General features: G+C 72.4%; 14 protein-coding genes. 5 read left to right on the forward strand and 9 right to left on the reverse strand.

All coding sequences use genetic code 11. The features are described 5' to 3' along the window. Positions 1 to 121 precede the first annotated feature (121 nt). The 3 genes from CP981_RS21790 (at position 122) to CP981_RS21800 (ending at position 3,196) form a co-directional block, all read left to right on the forward strand. A complete protein-coding gene (locus tag CP981_RS21790) occupies positions 122 to 1,117 on the forward strand; it encodes an alpha/beta hydrolase (protein WP_085923290.1) in 996 nt (331 codons plus the stop codon). Continuing rightward, the gene (locus tag CP981_RS21795; RefSeq protein WP_085923291.1) at positions 1,110 to 2,387 is read left to right on the forward strand and encodes an acyltransferase family protein; all 1,278 of its coding nucleotides are present in this window, start codon (positions 1,110 to 1,112) and stop codon (positions 2,385 to 2,387) included. Before CP981_RS21790 ends, CP981_RS21795 begins: the two co-directional genes overlap by 8 nt. Positions 2,388 to 2,491: 104 nt before the next feature. Then, on the forward strand, positions 2,492 to 3,196 hold the full coding sequence (locus CP981_RS21800; protein WP_190839829.1) for a class I SAM-dependent methyltransferase: 705 nt from the start codon (positions 2,492 to 2,494) through the stop codon (positions 3,194 to 3,196). 84 nt (positions 3,197 to 3,280) lie between these two features. Here CP981_RS21800 and CP981_RS21805 read toward each other — a convergent pair whose 3' ends face one another. The 7 genes from CP981_RS21805 to CP981_RS21835 all read right to left on the reverse strand — a co-directional run bounded on the left by CP981_RS21805 (position 3,281) and on the right by CP981_RS21835 (position 9,040). Continuing rightward, a complete protein-coding gene (locus CP981_RS21805) occupies positions 3,281 to 3,856 on the reverse strand; it encodes a hypothetical protein (protein ID WP_085923293.1) in 576 nt (191 codons plus the stop codon). Between the two features lie 143 nt (positions 3,857 to 3,999). Next, positions 4,000 to 5,202 carry a sensor histidine kinase gene (locus CP981_RS21810; RefSeq protein WP_085923294.1) on the reverse strand — a complete coding sequence of 401 codons (1,203 nt, stop codon included), beginning with the start codon at positions 5,200 to 5,202 and terminating at the stop codon, positions 4,000 to 4,002. 5 nt (positions 5,203 to 5,207) lie between these two features. Continuing rightward, positions 5,208 to 5,885, reverse strand: coding sequence for a two-component system response regulator CseB (gene cseB, locus CP981_RS21815; protein WP_085923295.1), 678 nt, complete (start codon positions 5,883 to 5,885; stop codon positions 5,208 to 5,210). 13 nt (positions 5,886 to 5,898) lie between these two features. After that, positions 5,899 to 6,345 carry a hypothetical protein gene (locus tag CP981_RS21820; protein ID WP_085923296.1) on the reverse strand — a complete coding sequence of 149 codons (447 nt, stop codon included), beginning with the start codon at positions 6,343 to 6,345 and terminating at the stop codon, positions 5,899 to 5,901. Between the two features lie 15 nt (positions 6,346 to 6,360). Continuing rightward, complete coding sequence (locus tag CP981_RS21825; RefSeq protein WP_085923297.1) at positions 6,361 to 6,834, reverse strand: hypothetical protein; 474 nt, start codon at positions 6,832 to 6,834, stop codon at positions 6,361 to 6,363. Between the two features lie 278 nt (positions 6,835 to 7,112). After that, on the reverse strand, positions 7,113 to 8,303 hold the full coding sequence (locus CP981_RS21830) for a sensor histidine kinase (protein ID WP_244329740.1): 1,191 nt from the start codon (positions 8,301 to 8,303) through the stop codon (positions 7,113 to 7,115). Positions 8,304 to 8,371: 68 nt separating this feature from the next. Next, entirely contained in the window at positions 8,372 to 9,040 is a 669-nt protein-coding gene (locus CP981_RS21835; protein WP_085923298.1) for a response regulator, read from the reverse strand. A 436-nt stretch (positions 9,041 to 9,476) separates the two neighbouring features. Between CP981_RS21835 and CP981_RS21840 the strand changes: the two genes are divergently transcribed. Further along, entirely contained in the window at positions 9,477 to 10,361 is an 885-nt protein-coding gene (locus tag CP981_RS21840) for a glycerophosphodiester phosphodiesterase (RefSeq protein ID WP_085923299.1), read from the forward strand. A 437-nt stretch (positions 10,362 to 10,798) separates the two neighbouring features. After that, positions 10,799 to 11,989, forward strand: a complete 1,191-nt coding sequence (locus CP981_RS21845; protein WP_425282217.1) for an acyltransferase family protein — start codon at positions 10,799 to 10,801, stop codon at positions 11,987 to 11,989. Positions 11,990 to 12,270: 281 nt separating this feature from the next. Here the strand turns inward: CP981_RS21845 and CP981_RS21855 are convergent, their stop codons facing one another. Both CP981_RS21855 and CP981_RS21860 read right to left on the reverse strand, forming a co-directional pair. Beyond that, positions 12,271 to 12,663, reverse strand: a complete 393-nt coding sequence (locus tag CP981_RS21855; protein ID WP_085923367.1) for a RidA family protein — start codon at positions 12,661 to 12,663, stop codon at positions 12,271 to 12,273. A 950-nt stretch (positions 12,664 to 13,613) separates the two neighbouring features. Continuing rightward, positions 13,614 to 14,312, reverse strand: a complete 699-nt coding sequence (locus CP981_RS21860) for a spheroidene monooxygenase (RefSeq protein WP_167536125.1) — start codon at positions 14,310 to 14,312, stop codon at positions 13,614 to 13,616. Positions 14,313 to 14,418: the final 106 nt, after the last annotated feature.

A 14,418-nucleotide genomic window follows, 5' to 3' on the forward strand; every position in this document is an offset into this window, starting at 1 on the left:
GGTAGCCGACCCCCTACCTGAGAGCTACTGCGAAGAGCGCTCCTCAGCGTGATTCCTTTCGCCGGTCATGTCATTAACCTCCTCTTCCAGTTCCCCGAACGGACAGGAAGGACGACCGGCGATGCGCGCTGCACGTCTCAGGCGTGGGCTGGCGATGGCCCTCACCGCATGCTCCATCGTGGTGACGGTCGCCGCCGCGGCACGGTCCACCGTGCCGGGCACGCCGGTGCAGCCCGAACTCCCCGCCGTACGGGCGGACAACCTGGCGGCCCGGTACGCGGCGAACCACCGCTTCATCACCGAGTCCGGGCGCGCGGCCCGCGACATGGGTGACGACGGCCGGGCCAAGGTCCTGGGCCAACTGGCCCGGAAGGACCGGCACTTCCTCTCCTTCAGCCCGCGCGGCGACGGCCAGGTCGTGGAGGTGCTCGGCGACCTCGCCCACGCCGACCGGATCGCGGTCGTGGTGCCCGGCTCGGACACCACCGTCGACACCTTTGACCAACTGGGCACCGTCTACGCCTCGCTGCACGGCGGCGCCGGTGCGCTGCACGCCGAGATGAACAGGCTCCAGCCGGACCGGAAGACCGCGGTGGTGGCCTGGTACGGCTACCCGGCGCCGCGCACCATGAGCCGGGACATCGTGTCCACCGACCGCGCCCTGGACGGCGGCCGCCGGCTGGCCGGACTGATCGGGGACCTGCGGACGGTGAACGCCGCGGCCCCCGTGTCCCTGCTCTGCCACTCCTACGGATCCGTGGTGTGCGCGACCGCCCTGCGCCGTATGGACGCGCCGGCCGAGTCCTCCCTCGCGGACGTGGTGCTCTTCGGCAGCCCGGGAACGGGCGTACGCTCCCGCGCCGAACTGCGCACCCGGGTCCCCGTGTGGGCGGGCCGGGGAGCCACCGACTGGATCGAGGGCGTGCCCCACGTCAGCCTCGATCTGCTGGGCGAACAGGTCGGGTTCGGCACCGACCCCGTCACCGCCGCATTCGGTGCGCGGATCTTCCCCGCGGGCCCCGGCAGCCACAGCGACTATCTCCGCCCCGGCGGACTCCCGCTGCGCAACATATCCCTGATCGCGCTCGGCCGGGGCACGGAGGTCTCCGATGACTGATCTGGAACTGCGCCCGCCGGCACCGGCCCGCAAGCCCCTGCCGCCCACCGGCCCCCTGCGCCCGCTCTCCCCGCGACGCACCCCCTGGCAGCGCGTGCACGCAGCCGTACTGCGCCTCGACGCGGCGACCCCGGCCGGACGGGACCGCGCGGCGGATGTGCTGCGCGCGCTGGCGATCACCGGGGTGGTCCTGGGCCACTGGCTGGTCAGCGGCGTCGTCCTCCAGGCCGGCGGCCACCTGGTCGGGGACAGCCCGCTGGGTCATCGGCCCGGACTCGCCCCGGTGACCTGGTTATTGCAGCCGCTGGCCGTGTTCTTCCTGGTGGGCGGCCGGGTCAGCGCCCGCAGTTACGAGGCGGCACTGGCCCGCGGGACCGGCTACCGGACCTGGCTGAGGCAGCGGCTGCGGAGTCTGCTCCGCCCGGCGACGGCGTTCGCCCTCACCTGGGGACTCGTCTGGCTGGGCCTGGTGCTGGCCGGCACCGCGCACGAGACGATCCACACCCTGATGTGGCTGGCGTACTCCCCCCTCTGGTTCCTCGGCGTCTACGCGCTGCTGCTCGCGGCAACTCCGCTGGTGCACCGGGCCGGAGCCCGCCTCGCGGTGGCGGCCTGCCTCGTCGTGGCCGCGCTGGACGCCGCGCGCATGGTGTTCCCCGACAGCGGCTGGGTCGACACCCTCCGCCTGCTGAACATCCCGGCGGGCTGGCTGGTCCCGTTCTGCCTCGGCGCGGTCTGGGCGGCCGGCGGATTCACCCGCCGTCGCAGCGCGGTGGCGCTGTTGCTCGGCGGTGGCGGTGTCCTGGCGGCGCTGATCCTCTGGGGCGGCTACCCCGCGAGCATGGTCGGCGTCCCGGGCTCCACCCTCTCCAACCTCAACCCGCCCACCGTCGCGGCGGTCGCCTTCGGCCTGGCCCAGACCGGCGCGGCCCTGCTGCTGCGCGCCCCGCTGCGCAGCGCGGTGACCGCTCCGGCCACCGCGGCGCCCCGGACCCGTGCGACCCCGGCGCAGTTCCTCTGGGCGGCGGTGGCACTGCTCAACCTCTCGGCGATCACCGTCTTCCTCTGGCACCAGACCGCGATGCTCACCACCACCGTCATCTCGCTGGGCCTGGGGCACACCTTCCCCGGTCTGCACACCAGCCCGGAATCCGCGGGCTGGCTCGCGGCGCGGTGCGGATGGATTCCGGTGTTCGTGGTGGTCCTCGTCGTCCTCGGAACGGCCTTCCGGGACCGGGACGCCATCCGCGCGCACCGCAGCAATAACTGAACAATAACGAGATATGAGAAGGTAGTTCGCCACCGCGTCGGCCTGTCGAAGCCCTTCTGTCCGTACGTCAGCACTACCCGCACTCGTCTCCCTCCGGAGGATTGATGTCCACCCTCACCATCGAATCCATAAGCACGCTTTACGTGAAGTACGCGGATGACCTGAGGGCGGTGCGCGACCAGCAGCGGAAGTTCCTCCTGGACAACAAGGAGACGGTGAAGGCCCAGCTCGACGACTACGAGGCGGAGATCACCTACCTGCTTCTGCGCGACCTGGCGCCCGAGGTCGTCGTGGAGGTGGGCACCTTCCGCGGCTGGTCCACCACCTGGATCCTGAGCGCGCTGCGCGACAACGGCACGGGCCACCTGTACTCCTTCGACATCGTCGACAACGTCGTCAAGAACGTGCCGGCCGAACTCTCCGAGGGCCGCTGGACGTTCACCAAGGGTGACCTGCGGGACAACCTCGCCAAGGTCCCGGCGGAGACCGACTACCTCTTCATCGACGCCGACCACGGCGCCCGCTTCGCGCGCTGGTACATCGACAACCTCTTCCCGGTGGTCCGCCCCGGGACCCCGACCAGCGTCCACGACGTCTTCCACGGCCGCCGCCCCAAGCCGATGAGCGAGGGCTCGGTCATCATCAAGTGGCTGGCCGCCCAGAACGTCGAGTTCTTCACCCCGTCCGTGGCGAAGGCCCCCGAGGTGACGGCGCGACTGGCCGAGGTGAAGAAGGAACTGAACCTCAGCGAGCCGGTCCGCGAGAGCCGCCACAACCCGATGATCTACTTCAACCTCCCGCAGAGCTGAGCCCGTTCGCAGCACCTGACGAAGTCCCCCCTCCCGGCTCAGGGAGGGGGGACTTCGCGGTATGCGGGGCGCTCCGGGCGCCCGCTACGGCAGCTGGTGCACGAAGGCGACGACGAAGAGCAGGCCGAGTGCGCAGGACACGGCCGCGGTGGGCAGCGCCCAGGCGGGGCGGCGCTCGCCGCGCAGCGGAGCCGTCGTATGGCGGTTCAGCCGGGTGAGGCCGGTCAGTATGACCAGGACGAGGGCGACGCAGGGCAGTGAGACGGCGAAGTGCGCCAGCCAGGCGCCCGCCAGCGAGGGGCCGCCCCAGGACGTGTCGTGCGGGGCCCGGTCGACGAACCCGTACAGCAGCCCCCGGGCGACCGCCAGCGCGAGCGCGGCGGCCAGCAGCAGGGCGAGCACGCCGAGAAGTATGGTCAGCGCGCCGTGCAGCACCAGCCGGAGGGCGCCCGGAGCGGGGGCGCCGAGCGGCAGCGGTCCGGCGCGCAGCCACCGCCGCCGGGCGGCCTCCCGGTGGCCGGTGAGGGTGGAGCAGACTGCCAGGGCACCGGCGGGGAACAGGGTCACCGCGAGACCGGCGTGCCGGGCCGCCGCGGCCAGCCGGGGCGGGCCCGCGGAGCTGTCCGGGCGCCGTACGGCGGCAGGGTGTCGGTTGGTCATGCCGGGACAGTAAGTTCGCCCCGCGCCCACCCGCGTCACTCCCCGGCGGTGTCCCCGCACCCGTACCGCGGTAGGGCGTCGGGTACGGCCGCTTGGCCTACAGGCAGGCACCCGCCAAAGGCGCTCGACGGGGGCCGGGGCCGTCAGCTGTCGGGTGCGAGATCCAGCGTGGCCAGGGCGCCGCCGTCCGGCGGGTTCTCGTAGGTGACCCGGGCGCCCAGCACCCGGGCCTGGCCGGCGACGATGGTCAGGCCCAGCCCCACCCCGGCACCGCGCTCGCGGGCGCCGGTCCGGAAGCGCTGGGGGCCGTGGTCCAGCAGCTCGGCGGGGAAGCCGGGGCCGTGGTCGCGTACCCGCACCGCCGACCCCGCCACCTCCAGGGTCACCGGCGGGGCGCCGTGCAGCCGGGCATTGGCGACCAGGTTGACCAGGATCCGTTCGACCCGGCGGTGATCGGTCGTCACCGCCGACTCGCCCCGCACCAGCACCTCGACGTCCCCGCCCGCCAGCGCGACCGCCCGGTGCGCCAGGACGCTCGGCAGCACCTCCTCGCACTGCGCCTGCTCGACACCCGGCACATCGAGCCGGGCCACCTCCAGGACGTTCTCCACCACGCCGCGCAGCGTGTCCACACCGCCGCTGACCAGCTCCGCCGGGCGGCCCGGCGGCAGCAGTCCGACGGCGGTCACCAGACCGGCCACCGGAGTGCGCAGCTCATGGGCGATATCGGCGGTGACCCGCCGCTCCGCCTCCAGGCGGGCGCTCAGGGCGTCGGCCATGGTGTTGACGGCGGCGCCGAGCCGGGCGATCTCGTCCTTGCCGCGGGGCTCCACCCGGTCCGTCAGATCGCCGTCCGCGATCCGCTGCGCGGTGCGCGCGGACGCGGTGATCCGCCGCCCCGCGCCGGCCGCCGCGACGATGCCCAGCACACAGCCGAGCGCGGTGACGGCCGCACCGGAGCCGACCAGCACCCGGTCGAGTCCGGCGAGGGCACGGGCCTGGGGCACGTAGGAGCGCCGGACCGCGAGGATGTCCCGGCCGCTGCGGGTGGCGGCCCACAGCACCGGCTTCGGGCCGTCGGCGTGCTGGAGGCAGGTGGCCCGCACGGGGCGCTCGGTGACGGTCCTGCGGAGCGCGGCGGGCAGCTCCCGCGGATTCACCAGGGCACCGTTGTCGACACCGGAGGCGTAGGCGCCCACCGCCTCGACGAGCCGGGCGTCCAGCGCATGGGCCGCGTTCTTCCGCTGGTCCCCGGCGCTGAGCTGATGCACCAGCAGCCCGATGAGGGTGGCGACGATCGCGGCGGTACCGGCGATGACCAGGGCGGTCTTGGTACGGAGTCCCATGGCGGTCAGGGCGCCAGCTTGTAGCCGAACCCGCGGACGGTCACGATGCGTTCGTGGCCGATCTTGACGCGGAGACGCTTCACATGGACGTCCACGACCCGGGAGTCACCGCCGCACGCGTAGTCCCACACCCGCTCCAGCAGGGTCATCCGCGACAGCACGACACCGGGCTCGGCCGCGAACTCCAGCACCAGCCTGCGCTCGGTGGGGGTGAGGTCGAGCAGCCTGCCCGCCCGGTGGACATCCATGGAGGCGGTGTCCACGGTCAGGTCACCGAACCGCAGCACCGGATCGTCCTCGGGCGGCTCGCTCCGGGCGGTGTTCGTGACGCGCCGCAGCGCCGAGCGTATGCGCGCGACCAGCACCGGTATGTCGTACGGCTTGGTGAGGTAGTCGTCGGCCCCCGCCTCCAGACCGACGACGACATCCACCGGATCGGTGCGCGCCGACACCATCAGCACCGGCAGCCGGCTCTCCGCCCGGATGAGGCGCACCAGGGCGACCCCGTCGAGCCGCGGCAGCATGACGTCCAGCACGGCGACATCGGGCACCCGCTCCCGGAACTCCGCCAGCCCGGCCTGCCCGTCGGAGACCGCCCGCACCTCGTATCCGTAGCGCTCCAGGGACAGTTGGGTGGCCTCCCGCAGCAGCGGGTCGTCCTCCACGAGCAGCACGTCGGTCATCGGGAAGACACCCTTAGGGCTCGGGGAGGGGGAGTCGCACCGCGCTGAGGTCATCGGTGTCACGGGGCGGGAGGTGGGCGGACCGCACGGTGGCGAAGGTGTAGTACGAGACGTTCTCACGGCGCTGGAGGCGGCTGAGTTCGATGGTGGCCGGATAGCCGTCGCCGGAGCACCGGGGCAGGCACCACATGCCGCTCAGCCTGCCGGTGGCCACGGCCTTCGCCGCTCCCCAGGAGCGCCAGCTCAACCGGGAGACGGTGGAGAACTCGGTGAGGCCGAAACTCGTGGGGCGGGTCAGCGGATGGCCCATGGTGTCGGAGACATAGACCGGGCCGCGGGCCTGGGTGGGGCTGGGGGCGGGGCCCGCGACCTGGGGCTCTCCCGGATCGCCGCACCCCGAGAGGCCCACGGCCGCCAGCACCAGCGCGCACATGGTGGCCAGGGCCGTGGGCTTGTTCATCGGGAGCCTTCTCCGTCAGCTGGTGGCGAGTGCGTGCTTGCCCTTGAGGTCCTCGGAATCGTACGCACCGTTGCCGCCGGCCAGCTCCACGGTGAAGGAGGAGTACACCTTCTTGCCGTGCACGGTCTTCGGGTCGGAGAGCGTGATGGTCCCCTTCAGCGGCTTGTCCTGGCAGGTTTCCAGGCACCACATGCCGGTGACGTCACCGGTGGCGACGGCCTTCTTGTTGTCCCACTGCTTCCAGTGCAGATCCCCGGCCGAGGTGAACTCGGACAGCACCAGGCGCTCGGGCTGGCGCTCGGCCTTCCCCTTGTCCGCGTTCTCCTCGCCGGCGTGGTTCATGACGTAGGGGGTGTCGGCCTTCACGGTGTGCTGCGGCGCGGCGGCCTGCGCCCCGGTGGCGGTGGCGACCGTACCGAGGGCGGCGGCACAGGCCAGTGCCGCGGCGATGGCCGTCCGGTGACGCCGGGGGGTGCTCGTGCGCTTCATAGCTCTCGCTCCATCGTGTTGATCATTGGGGCACCCATGAAGCTAGGAGCGGCGTTTCTCGGTGGCCTGTCAGCCGTGTAACAGCCGCCCATCGACCACTGTTACCTGATCTACATACGGGAGAGCGACCCCCGGTTGAGCCATCGCCTCAAGGGAAAGCCCAGGTCAGGACGTTGGCCGCGGCGGCACCCGGCGGTCCGGTCGCGTTTCCGTCCCGTTCACGGTGCGGCCCTCGGCACCCCGGCCGTCAACGCGGCCGCACAGACGGCGATTTCAGGTCAGCGCACGACGGGCACCGGCAGCCGGCACCTGACCCGCCACCCCTTCCCGTACGGACCCGCCTCCAGAACGCCCCCGACGGCGGCGGCCCGCTCGGCCAGGCCCGCGAGTCCGGTACCGCCGCCCGGGCGTTCGCCCGGCTCCCGCGGAGCGCGGGGGAGGGGGCCGGTGGGCGCGCCGTCCGTGACCGAGACCTCCACCGCCCCGTCGGCGCTCCGGGCGGCGCGCACCTCGACCCGCCCGGCCCGCGGCGCATGCCGCCGTACGTTGGTCAGCGCCTCCAGCACCACCCGGTACGCGGTGTCCCCGCCCTCCCGTGAGAGCGCGCCGGCGACCTCGTCCTCCAGGAACAGCGTCACCTCGGCCGCCGCCATCGCGCCGAAGCGGTCCAGGAGTTCGGGCAGATCGGCCAGCCCGTGCAGCCGGGTGGGCGGTGGCTCCGCCGTGCGGCCGTCCGCCGCGCGGAGCGTCGCCACCGTCCGGTCCATGGAGTCCAGCGCCCGCAGCCCGGCCTGCTCGATGCGGTGCAGCAGCGCACGGTGCTCCACGGGTCCGCCGTCCTCACCCAGCTGGGCCGCCTGCGCCTCCAGCACGATCCCGGTCACCTCATGGGCCACGAAGTCATGCAGATCGCGGGCGACTTCGAGCCGCTGCTCACGCCGGGCCAGCGCCACGGCATCGGCCCGCCGCCGGTCCAGCGACCGCAGATAGAGTCCGACGCCCGCCGCCCCGGCGGCCGGGACGAAGGCCAGCGCGGCCAGGAAGACCGACTCCTTGAGCCCGGTCTGGGGCGCGTGCAGAGTGAACCGCAGCGGCAGCAGTACCGCGGCGGCGCCGGTCAGCCCGCCGACGAGGCCCACCCGGGGACCCGGCACCTGGCGTACCACCCGCTCCAGGAGAACGAGCAGCGCGACCGCCTCGAACGGAAGCCAGAGGAGGGCCAGACCGGCCTTCCCGAAGGCGACGGTGTCCGCGGCGAGGGAGAGCACCGCGAGCCCGGCCGCCGCCCGCGCGAGCGAGACCCGCCCCACCGGCCACACCGATATCGCCACGCCCAGCGCCAGCGCCGCCACGACCGCCGGGAGGTAGGCGCCGGGCGGCGAGACGAGGGCGGGCAGCAGCATCACCGCCGCGGCTGCACCGCACCACCCCCTGCGCCGTCCGCGCCGCGCCGGTACGTCGCCCGTCATAGCGACGACGCCACCCACAGCGTCCGAGGTCTCCCCGGCCCCGGCCGTTTGCTGCCCCTGCCCGCCCCTCACCCCGGAGTCCGCCCCGTCGCGTAGCCCAACTCCCAGGCCCGCACCGCCACTCCGACCCGGTTCCGGACCTGAAGCTTGCGCTGGATGCTCGCCACATGGGTCTTCACGGTGCCCGCGGAGATGAACAACTCCCGGGCGATATCGGCATTGGTCTTGCCCTCGGCGACCTTGCCGGCGATCTCCACCTCCCGCTGGGTCAGCACCGCATCGCGACGGCGGGGGCGGCGGCCGGCCGCGGGGCCGGTGACATGTTCCAGCAGCCGCACGGTGATCGACGGGCTGATCAGACTGTCGCCGGCCATCGCCGCCCGCACCGCCTCGATCAGCAGCGTCGGCCCCGAGCGCTTGAGCAGGAACCCCGAGGCGCCGAAGCGCAGCGCGGGATAGACGTATTCATCGAGGTCGAAGGTGGTCACGACGACGATCCGGACCGGGTCGGCCAGCGCGGGGTCGGCCAGCCGGCGGGTCACCTCCAGGCCGTCCATCCGCGGCATCCGGATGTCCACCAGCGCCACATCCGGCTTCAGCGCGCGCCCCATGGCCACGGCGTCCAGCCCGTTCGCCGCTTCCCCGACCACTTCCATATCGGGCTGGCTCTCCACGATGCGGCGTATCCCCCGGCGGACCATCTCCTGGTCGTCGGCGATCAATAAGCGAATCGTCACGGGCAGGAATTCTGCCGTACGGGGGCGCGGGGCGGGGGGCTCGGCCCGGTGGGGATCGCCGCCCGCGGGGAGGGGACCACCCAGGAGTGGCTGCCCGCCCGTATGGGGGCCGCCCGAGCAGTCGCCGCCCGCCCGTTCGGGGCCGACCGGTATCACCGCCCAGAGTCGGCGCCGGAAGCCGTCGACCGCACGGATGGAGGGCCGCCCGGGGAGCCGCCACCCACCCGCTCCACTCCGCGCCCACCCCTTCTCACCTGCGAAAAGTCGGCTGCCGGGGCGGGGGCGAGGGCCCGGCCCGGCGGTCGCTCGCGTGGCGGCCGGCGCGGGATGCGGGCATGTTGAGGTGACAGCGGCATTCCTGACGGGAGGAAGGGCCTTGCGGGGGCATGCCTGACGCGGCCGGCGCCGTCGGGTGAGCGGACCAGGAGGCAGCCGCATGCTTCGGAGATCACTGCGGATCCCCGCCGCCGGCGCCGCCTACCTGCTGACGGCCGCGGTGTCGTCCTCCGCGATGGTGTTCGCGCCGGACGAGTTCGCCGAGTTGTCCGCGAGCAGCGGGACCCGGGCCGGCCCCGGCACTGCCGCGACCCGGGTCATCGCCCACCGCGGCGCTTCCCGTTACGCCCCCGAGAACACCCTCGCCGCCGTCGACGCCGCCCACCGCCGCGGCTTCATCTGGGTCGAGAACGATGTACAGCGGAGCAAAGACGGCCGACTGGTGGTGCTGCACGACACCACGCTGCGGCGGACGACGGACGCCGCCCGGCTGTTTCCCGGGCGGGCACCGTGGCGGGTGGGGGATTTCACCGCCGCCGAGATCGCGCGGCTGGACGCCGGCAGCTGGTTCGGCAAGCGCTTCAAGGGGGAGCGGGTGCCCACGCTCGCCGACTACTTGCGCCGTTTGGACCATAACGGGCAGCGTCTTTTGCTGGAGATCAAGGCCCCCGAGAAGTATCCCGGAATCGAGGCCCAGGTCCTCCGTGAACTACGGGCACGGGGGTGGCTGGATCACGCCCATGTCCGGAGCCGCCTGGTGATCCAGAGCTTCTGTGTGATGTGCGTAAAAACCGTCCATGAGCTGGCGCCGCAGGTGCGTACGGGTATTCTCGGCGCGCCCGATGTGCGGAAACTGGCGGGCTATGCGCGGTTCGCCGACCAGATCAACCCCCGTTTTTCCGCGCTCAGTTCACGCTGGCTGGCGGCCGTGCACCGGCTCCGCGGGCCGCACGGACGGACGTTGGAGGTCTATGCGTGGGACGTGGCGAAGAACACGACCGCCCGGTCCGTGCGGGCCAGAGGGGTCGAAGGTGTTATTGAATAGCGGGCAACGGCCGGAGATTGAGGCGGCATTGTCCAGATCTCCGTGGGTGCCGGGCCGTGCTGCGGCCTGCCCTGCCGCCCGCGGTGCGTGAAGGAGCTGTGGAGGGCGGATGCGCCGTGTGTGGCCGTGACCGGCGGGGATTTACGTGATTCCCACCGCGGGGCTAAGGTGCCTGAGATGTTCGACGCCGCCACACTCCCCGTAAAAGAACTAAGACGCAGGATTTGGCTTTTGGGTTCCGATTTGCGGCCCGGCGCGGGCCAGGCTCCAGTTCCTCCCCTGGGCTCCTTTCGGGAGGCTCCTTGAACAACGAATTCCCCGCGTACGGTGAACGGCGGGTGCCGCTTCCCCCGCCGCGGCAGATGTCGCATGACACGCTGAACCGGACGGGCACACCGGCGCCGTCGGAGACCGGCGGAGCCACGGCCACGGCGACGATGGCACCGGCCCGGACCACCTCCGGTACGGCGACGGCCGGCCGGCCGGCCGCGGGCGGCAGCGCGCACGCCAAGCCCAGAGCCCATGCCAGGGGCCGGGGCAAGGGCCGGGCGACGACCGACGCGAAGCCTGATGCGAAGACCGGCGCGACGGCCGATGCCAAGGCGAAGCCGCGCGACGCCTTCTTCGACAACGCGAAGTATCTGGCCATCGTGCTGGTGGCGATGGGGCACTCCTGGGAGCCGCTGCGCGACGGCAGCCGCTCCGCGGCGGCGCTCTACATCACCGTCTATGCCTTCCACATGCCGGCGTTCATCATCATCTCCGGCTATTTCTCGCGCAGTTTCGATATGCGCAAGGACCGGCTACAGCGGCTGATTACCGGCGTCGCCGTGCCGTACATCCTCTTCGAAGTCGCCTACACGCTCTTCAAGAAGTGGGCGGACGACGATCCGGGTTACCCGATAAGCCTGACGGACCCCTGGTACCTGACCTGGTTCCTGCTGGCGCTGTTCGTCTGGCGGCTGACCACCCCGCTGTGGAAGATCGTGCGCTGGCCGGTCCCGCTGGCACTGACCATCGCCGTCCTCGCATCGGTGTCCCCGGACATCGGCGACGACATGGACCTCCAACGGGTGCTCCAGTTCCTGCCGTTCTTCGTGATCGGGCTGTCGCTGCGGCCGGAACACTTCAAGCTCGTACGCCGCAAGAAGGCGCGCATCCTGGCCGTACCGGTCTTCGCGGCCGCACTGGTCTTCGCGTACTGGGCGGCCCCGCGGATGAACGCCGCGTGGTTCTACCACCGCGACGCCGCACAGGAACTCGCCGCCCCGTGGTGGAGCGGTGCGGTGATGACGCTGGCGATGTTCGGCTGCTCACTCGTGCTGGTGGCCTGCTTCTTCGCCTGGATCCCGGGCCGCACGATGTGGTGCACGGCGCTGGGCGCGGGCACCCTCTACGGCTATCTGCTGCACGGCTTCCTCGCCAAGGGGTCGCGCTTCTGGGACTGGTACGACAACCCCTGGATGCACACGCCGTGGGGTGCGATCGTGCTGACCCTGATCGCGGGCACAGTGGTCACGGCCCTGTGCACACCGCCCGTCCAACGGGCCTTCCGCTGGGCAATGGAACCCAAGATGACCTGGGCCTTCAAAAAGGACCCGGTCGGAATGGCCCGCAGCCGCAACTGAACGGCCACGGCCCACACCACACGGGCTGACGCGTCACCACGTCAGGACGGGGCGTACGTCCACGAACAGCACCAGGGGCGCCTGTTCCGCCGGTCTTCCGGCGGGGCGGGCGCCCCTGGTGTGTGCAGGGAGCGGGACCGTCCGGCCCGGGGCCGTCCGGCCCGGGGCCGTCCGGCCCGGGGCCGTCCGGCCCGGGGCCGTCCGGCCCGGGGCCGTCCGGCCTGGCCGGGGCTGGAGCCGCCCGGCCCGGCTCGGAGCTACCGCGATAGCGGGATCCATCCTCAGCGGACGACGGCGATACCTTCGATCTCGACCAGCGCGGCCTCGTCCCACAGCCGGGTCGCACCGATCACGGCCATCGCCGGATACTCGCCGCCGACCAGCCGCTTCCACACCCGGCCGATCTCCCGGGCATGCAGCCGGTAGTCCGCGACATCGACGGCAAAGACAGTGAGCTTGGCAAGATCACCTGGCCCGGCCCCGGACGCCGCCGCGACCTCCAGCAGATTCCCCAGCGCCCGCTCGAACTGCTCCACAATCCCTTCGCCAACGATCCGCCCGGCTCCATCCAAAGCGGTCTGCCCAGCCAGAAAAACCATCGTTCCCGACGCCGCCCGCACCCCATGACTGAACCCGGTCGGCGGCGCAAGATGCGGAGGATTGACCCGCTCCAGCCGACCGGCGCCTACAGCGGGGCTTGCGTCGGCGTACGTGCTTGTGTGGGCGCCCGCGCCTGCGTCGGCGTCCGTGCTCGCGTCCACGTGTGTGCCTGCGCCGGCGGCCGTGCCTGCGCCTACGCCCCTGCCTGCGTCGGCAGCCGCGCCCGCATCCCCGTCCACGCCGTCCTCCGAACCCGCGGTTCCGCTCCCGGCCCTGCCTGTTCCGGCGGCCGTGCCCGTTTCCGCGTCCGAACCCGTGCCTGACTCCGGGCCCGTGCCCGCGTTCGTGGGCCTGCTTGTGTCCATATGTGCCTCCGCGTCCGTACGCGCGCCTACGTCCGCGTCCGCGCCTGCTTCCGCGTCCGCGCCTGCTTCCGCTCCCGCGCCTGCTTCCGATCCCGCGCCATGCTCGGCAGGCCGCTCTGATCCAGCGCTCGTCCCGGTCCCGGCACTCATCCGGCCGACTCCCTCCGCCGCCAACTCTTCTATCCCGTCCAGGGATTGAAGCGCGTTCCGCTCCTCCTGGGAAAGCCCTGCTCCGAGAGGGCGAGCCCCGCACGGGCACGGCCCCTCGCGGCTTCCGACGGGAAGATCGTCTCGCCGACCGCCGACCGCCGTCGGTAGTTTCCGGCGAGTTTAGGGTCTGCCCCGCGGATTGGCGTGGGCGACGACATGGTGGGCTGGCCCGACACCGAGACCCGGCCTGACACGGACGGCTCGGCCCGGTACGGACGACCCGGCACGGCATGGCGTGGGACGGCCGAGATCGCCACTGCCCGCCGAGCCAGACCGGACACGCCCGCCACCCCGCGCCCCGCGCCCACAAGCACACGGACCCACCCCCGTAGGACCCGTCCAGCCCATGGGCGCGGCGCGCCCGGCCCACCCGGGCACTGCCCCCCCGCACCGCGCCCACAGGCCCACGGGCCCACCCCCGTAGACCCCGTCCGACCCATGGGCGCGGGTCAGGGTATGCGCGGGCCCATGGCGGCCGCCGACACCGGCGCCTGGTCGTCCAGCGTGCCCTGGGCGCCGTAGGGGCGGCAGCGCAGGAACCCGGCCTCATGGTGGAACGGCTTCGTCTGGTGGGCCGTGATCACGTTCTTGTGCTCAGGCTGCGCGGAGCCGTAGGCATAGCGCTGCATCGCCGATGCGCTCTGCCAGAGGGAGAACGTGCCGACGAAGCGGGGCGGTCGGGCCAGGGCGACCGAAGCGGTCATGGCGGGGTCGTCGGCGGCCCGGCCGGCGGCCCGGGAATTGGCGCGGAGGAACGGAAGTACGCGGCGCAGCCGCAGCTGTCCGAGGGTGAGCACGGCGACCGGCCCGTCCTCCTCGTCGCGCGCGATGCCGGGCTCGATCTCGACCGGCATCGGGCCCCAGGAACCGGAGAACCGCAGCGGCCGCAGCCGCACATGCCAGCCTCCGGCCAGTCGCCGTGCCAGCGGGGCCTCGGTGAGAAAGCGGTCGAGCGCGGCATCGTCGTCCCACGCGGCGAGCAGCGCGGCGCGGCCGGGGCGCACCTTGGGCGGACCGGCCGCGATGGCGCCGGTGAGCGTCGTTTCGGCATAACGGAGGCCGGGGATCTCGCCCGGCCGTGGACGCTCACGGAGCACGCTGCGCACGGCGCGGACGCCGACGTCGGCGAAGTGTACGGAAACGATCATGGCGAGCCCCCGCATCGCTAACTTACTGCTGCGTATACCAAGTGGTACACGACCCAGTATCCTTCATCGCAACGGCCATGGCGAGTCGAATGCGCCATCGAAAATG

This window comes from Streptomyces platensis (assembly GCF_008704855.1).
GTDB lineage: Bacteria > Actinomycetota > Actinomycetes > Streptomycetales > Streptomycetaceae > Streptomyces > Streptomyces platensis.

Coding starts and splice junctions, on each gene's coding strand:
- CP981_RS21860 (WP_167536125.1), bottom strand. CDS start 14,312: ATGATCGTTTCCGTACACTTCGCCGACGTCGGCGTCCGCGCCGTGCGC.
- CP981_RS21825 (WP_085923297.1), bottom strand. CDS start 6,834: ATGAAGCGCACGAGCACCCCCCGGCGTCACCGGACGGCCATCGCCGCG.
- CP981_RS21845 (WP_425282217.1), top strand. CDS start 10,799: ATGGCACCGGCCCGGACCACCTCCGGTACGGCGACGGCCGGCCGGCCG.
- CP981_RS21800 (WP_190839829.1), top strand. CDS start 2,492: ATGTCCACCCTCACCATCGAATCCATAAGCACGCTTTACGTGAAGTAC.
- CP981_RS21795 (WP_085923291.1), top strand. CDS start 1,110: ATGACTGATCTGGAACTGCGCCCGCCGGCACCGGCCCGCAAGCCCCTG.
- CP981_RS21790 (WP_085923290.1), top strand. CDS start 122: ATGCGCGCTGCACGTCTCAGGCGTGGGCTGGCGATGGCCCTCACCGCA.
- CP981_RS21830 (WP_244329740.1), bottom strand. CDS start 8,303: ATGACGGGCGACGTACCGGCGCGGCGCGGACGGCGCAGGGGGTGGTGC.
- CP981_RS21820 (WP_085923296.1), bottom strand. CDS start 6,345: ATGAACAAGCCCACGGCCCTGGCCACCATGTGCGCGCTGGTGCTGGCG.
- CP981_RS21805 (WP_085923293.1), bottom strand. CDS start 3,856: ATGACCAACCGACACCCTGCCGCCGTACGGCGCCCGGACAGCTCCGCG.
- CP981_RS21840 (WP_085923299.1), top strand. CDS start 9,477: ATGCTTCGGAGATCACTGCGGATCCCCGCCGCCGGCGCCGCCTACCTG.
- cseB (WP_085923295.1), bottom strand. CDS start 5,885: ATGACCGACGTGCTGCTCGTGGAGGACGACCCGCTGCTGCGGGAGGCC.
- CP981_RS21810 (WP_085923294.1), bottom strand. CDS start 5,202: ATGGGACTCCGTACCAAGACCGCCCTGGTCATCGCCGGTACCGCCGCG.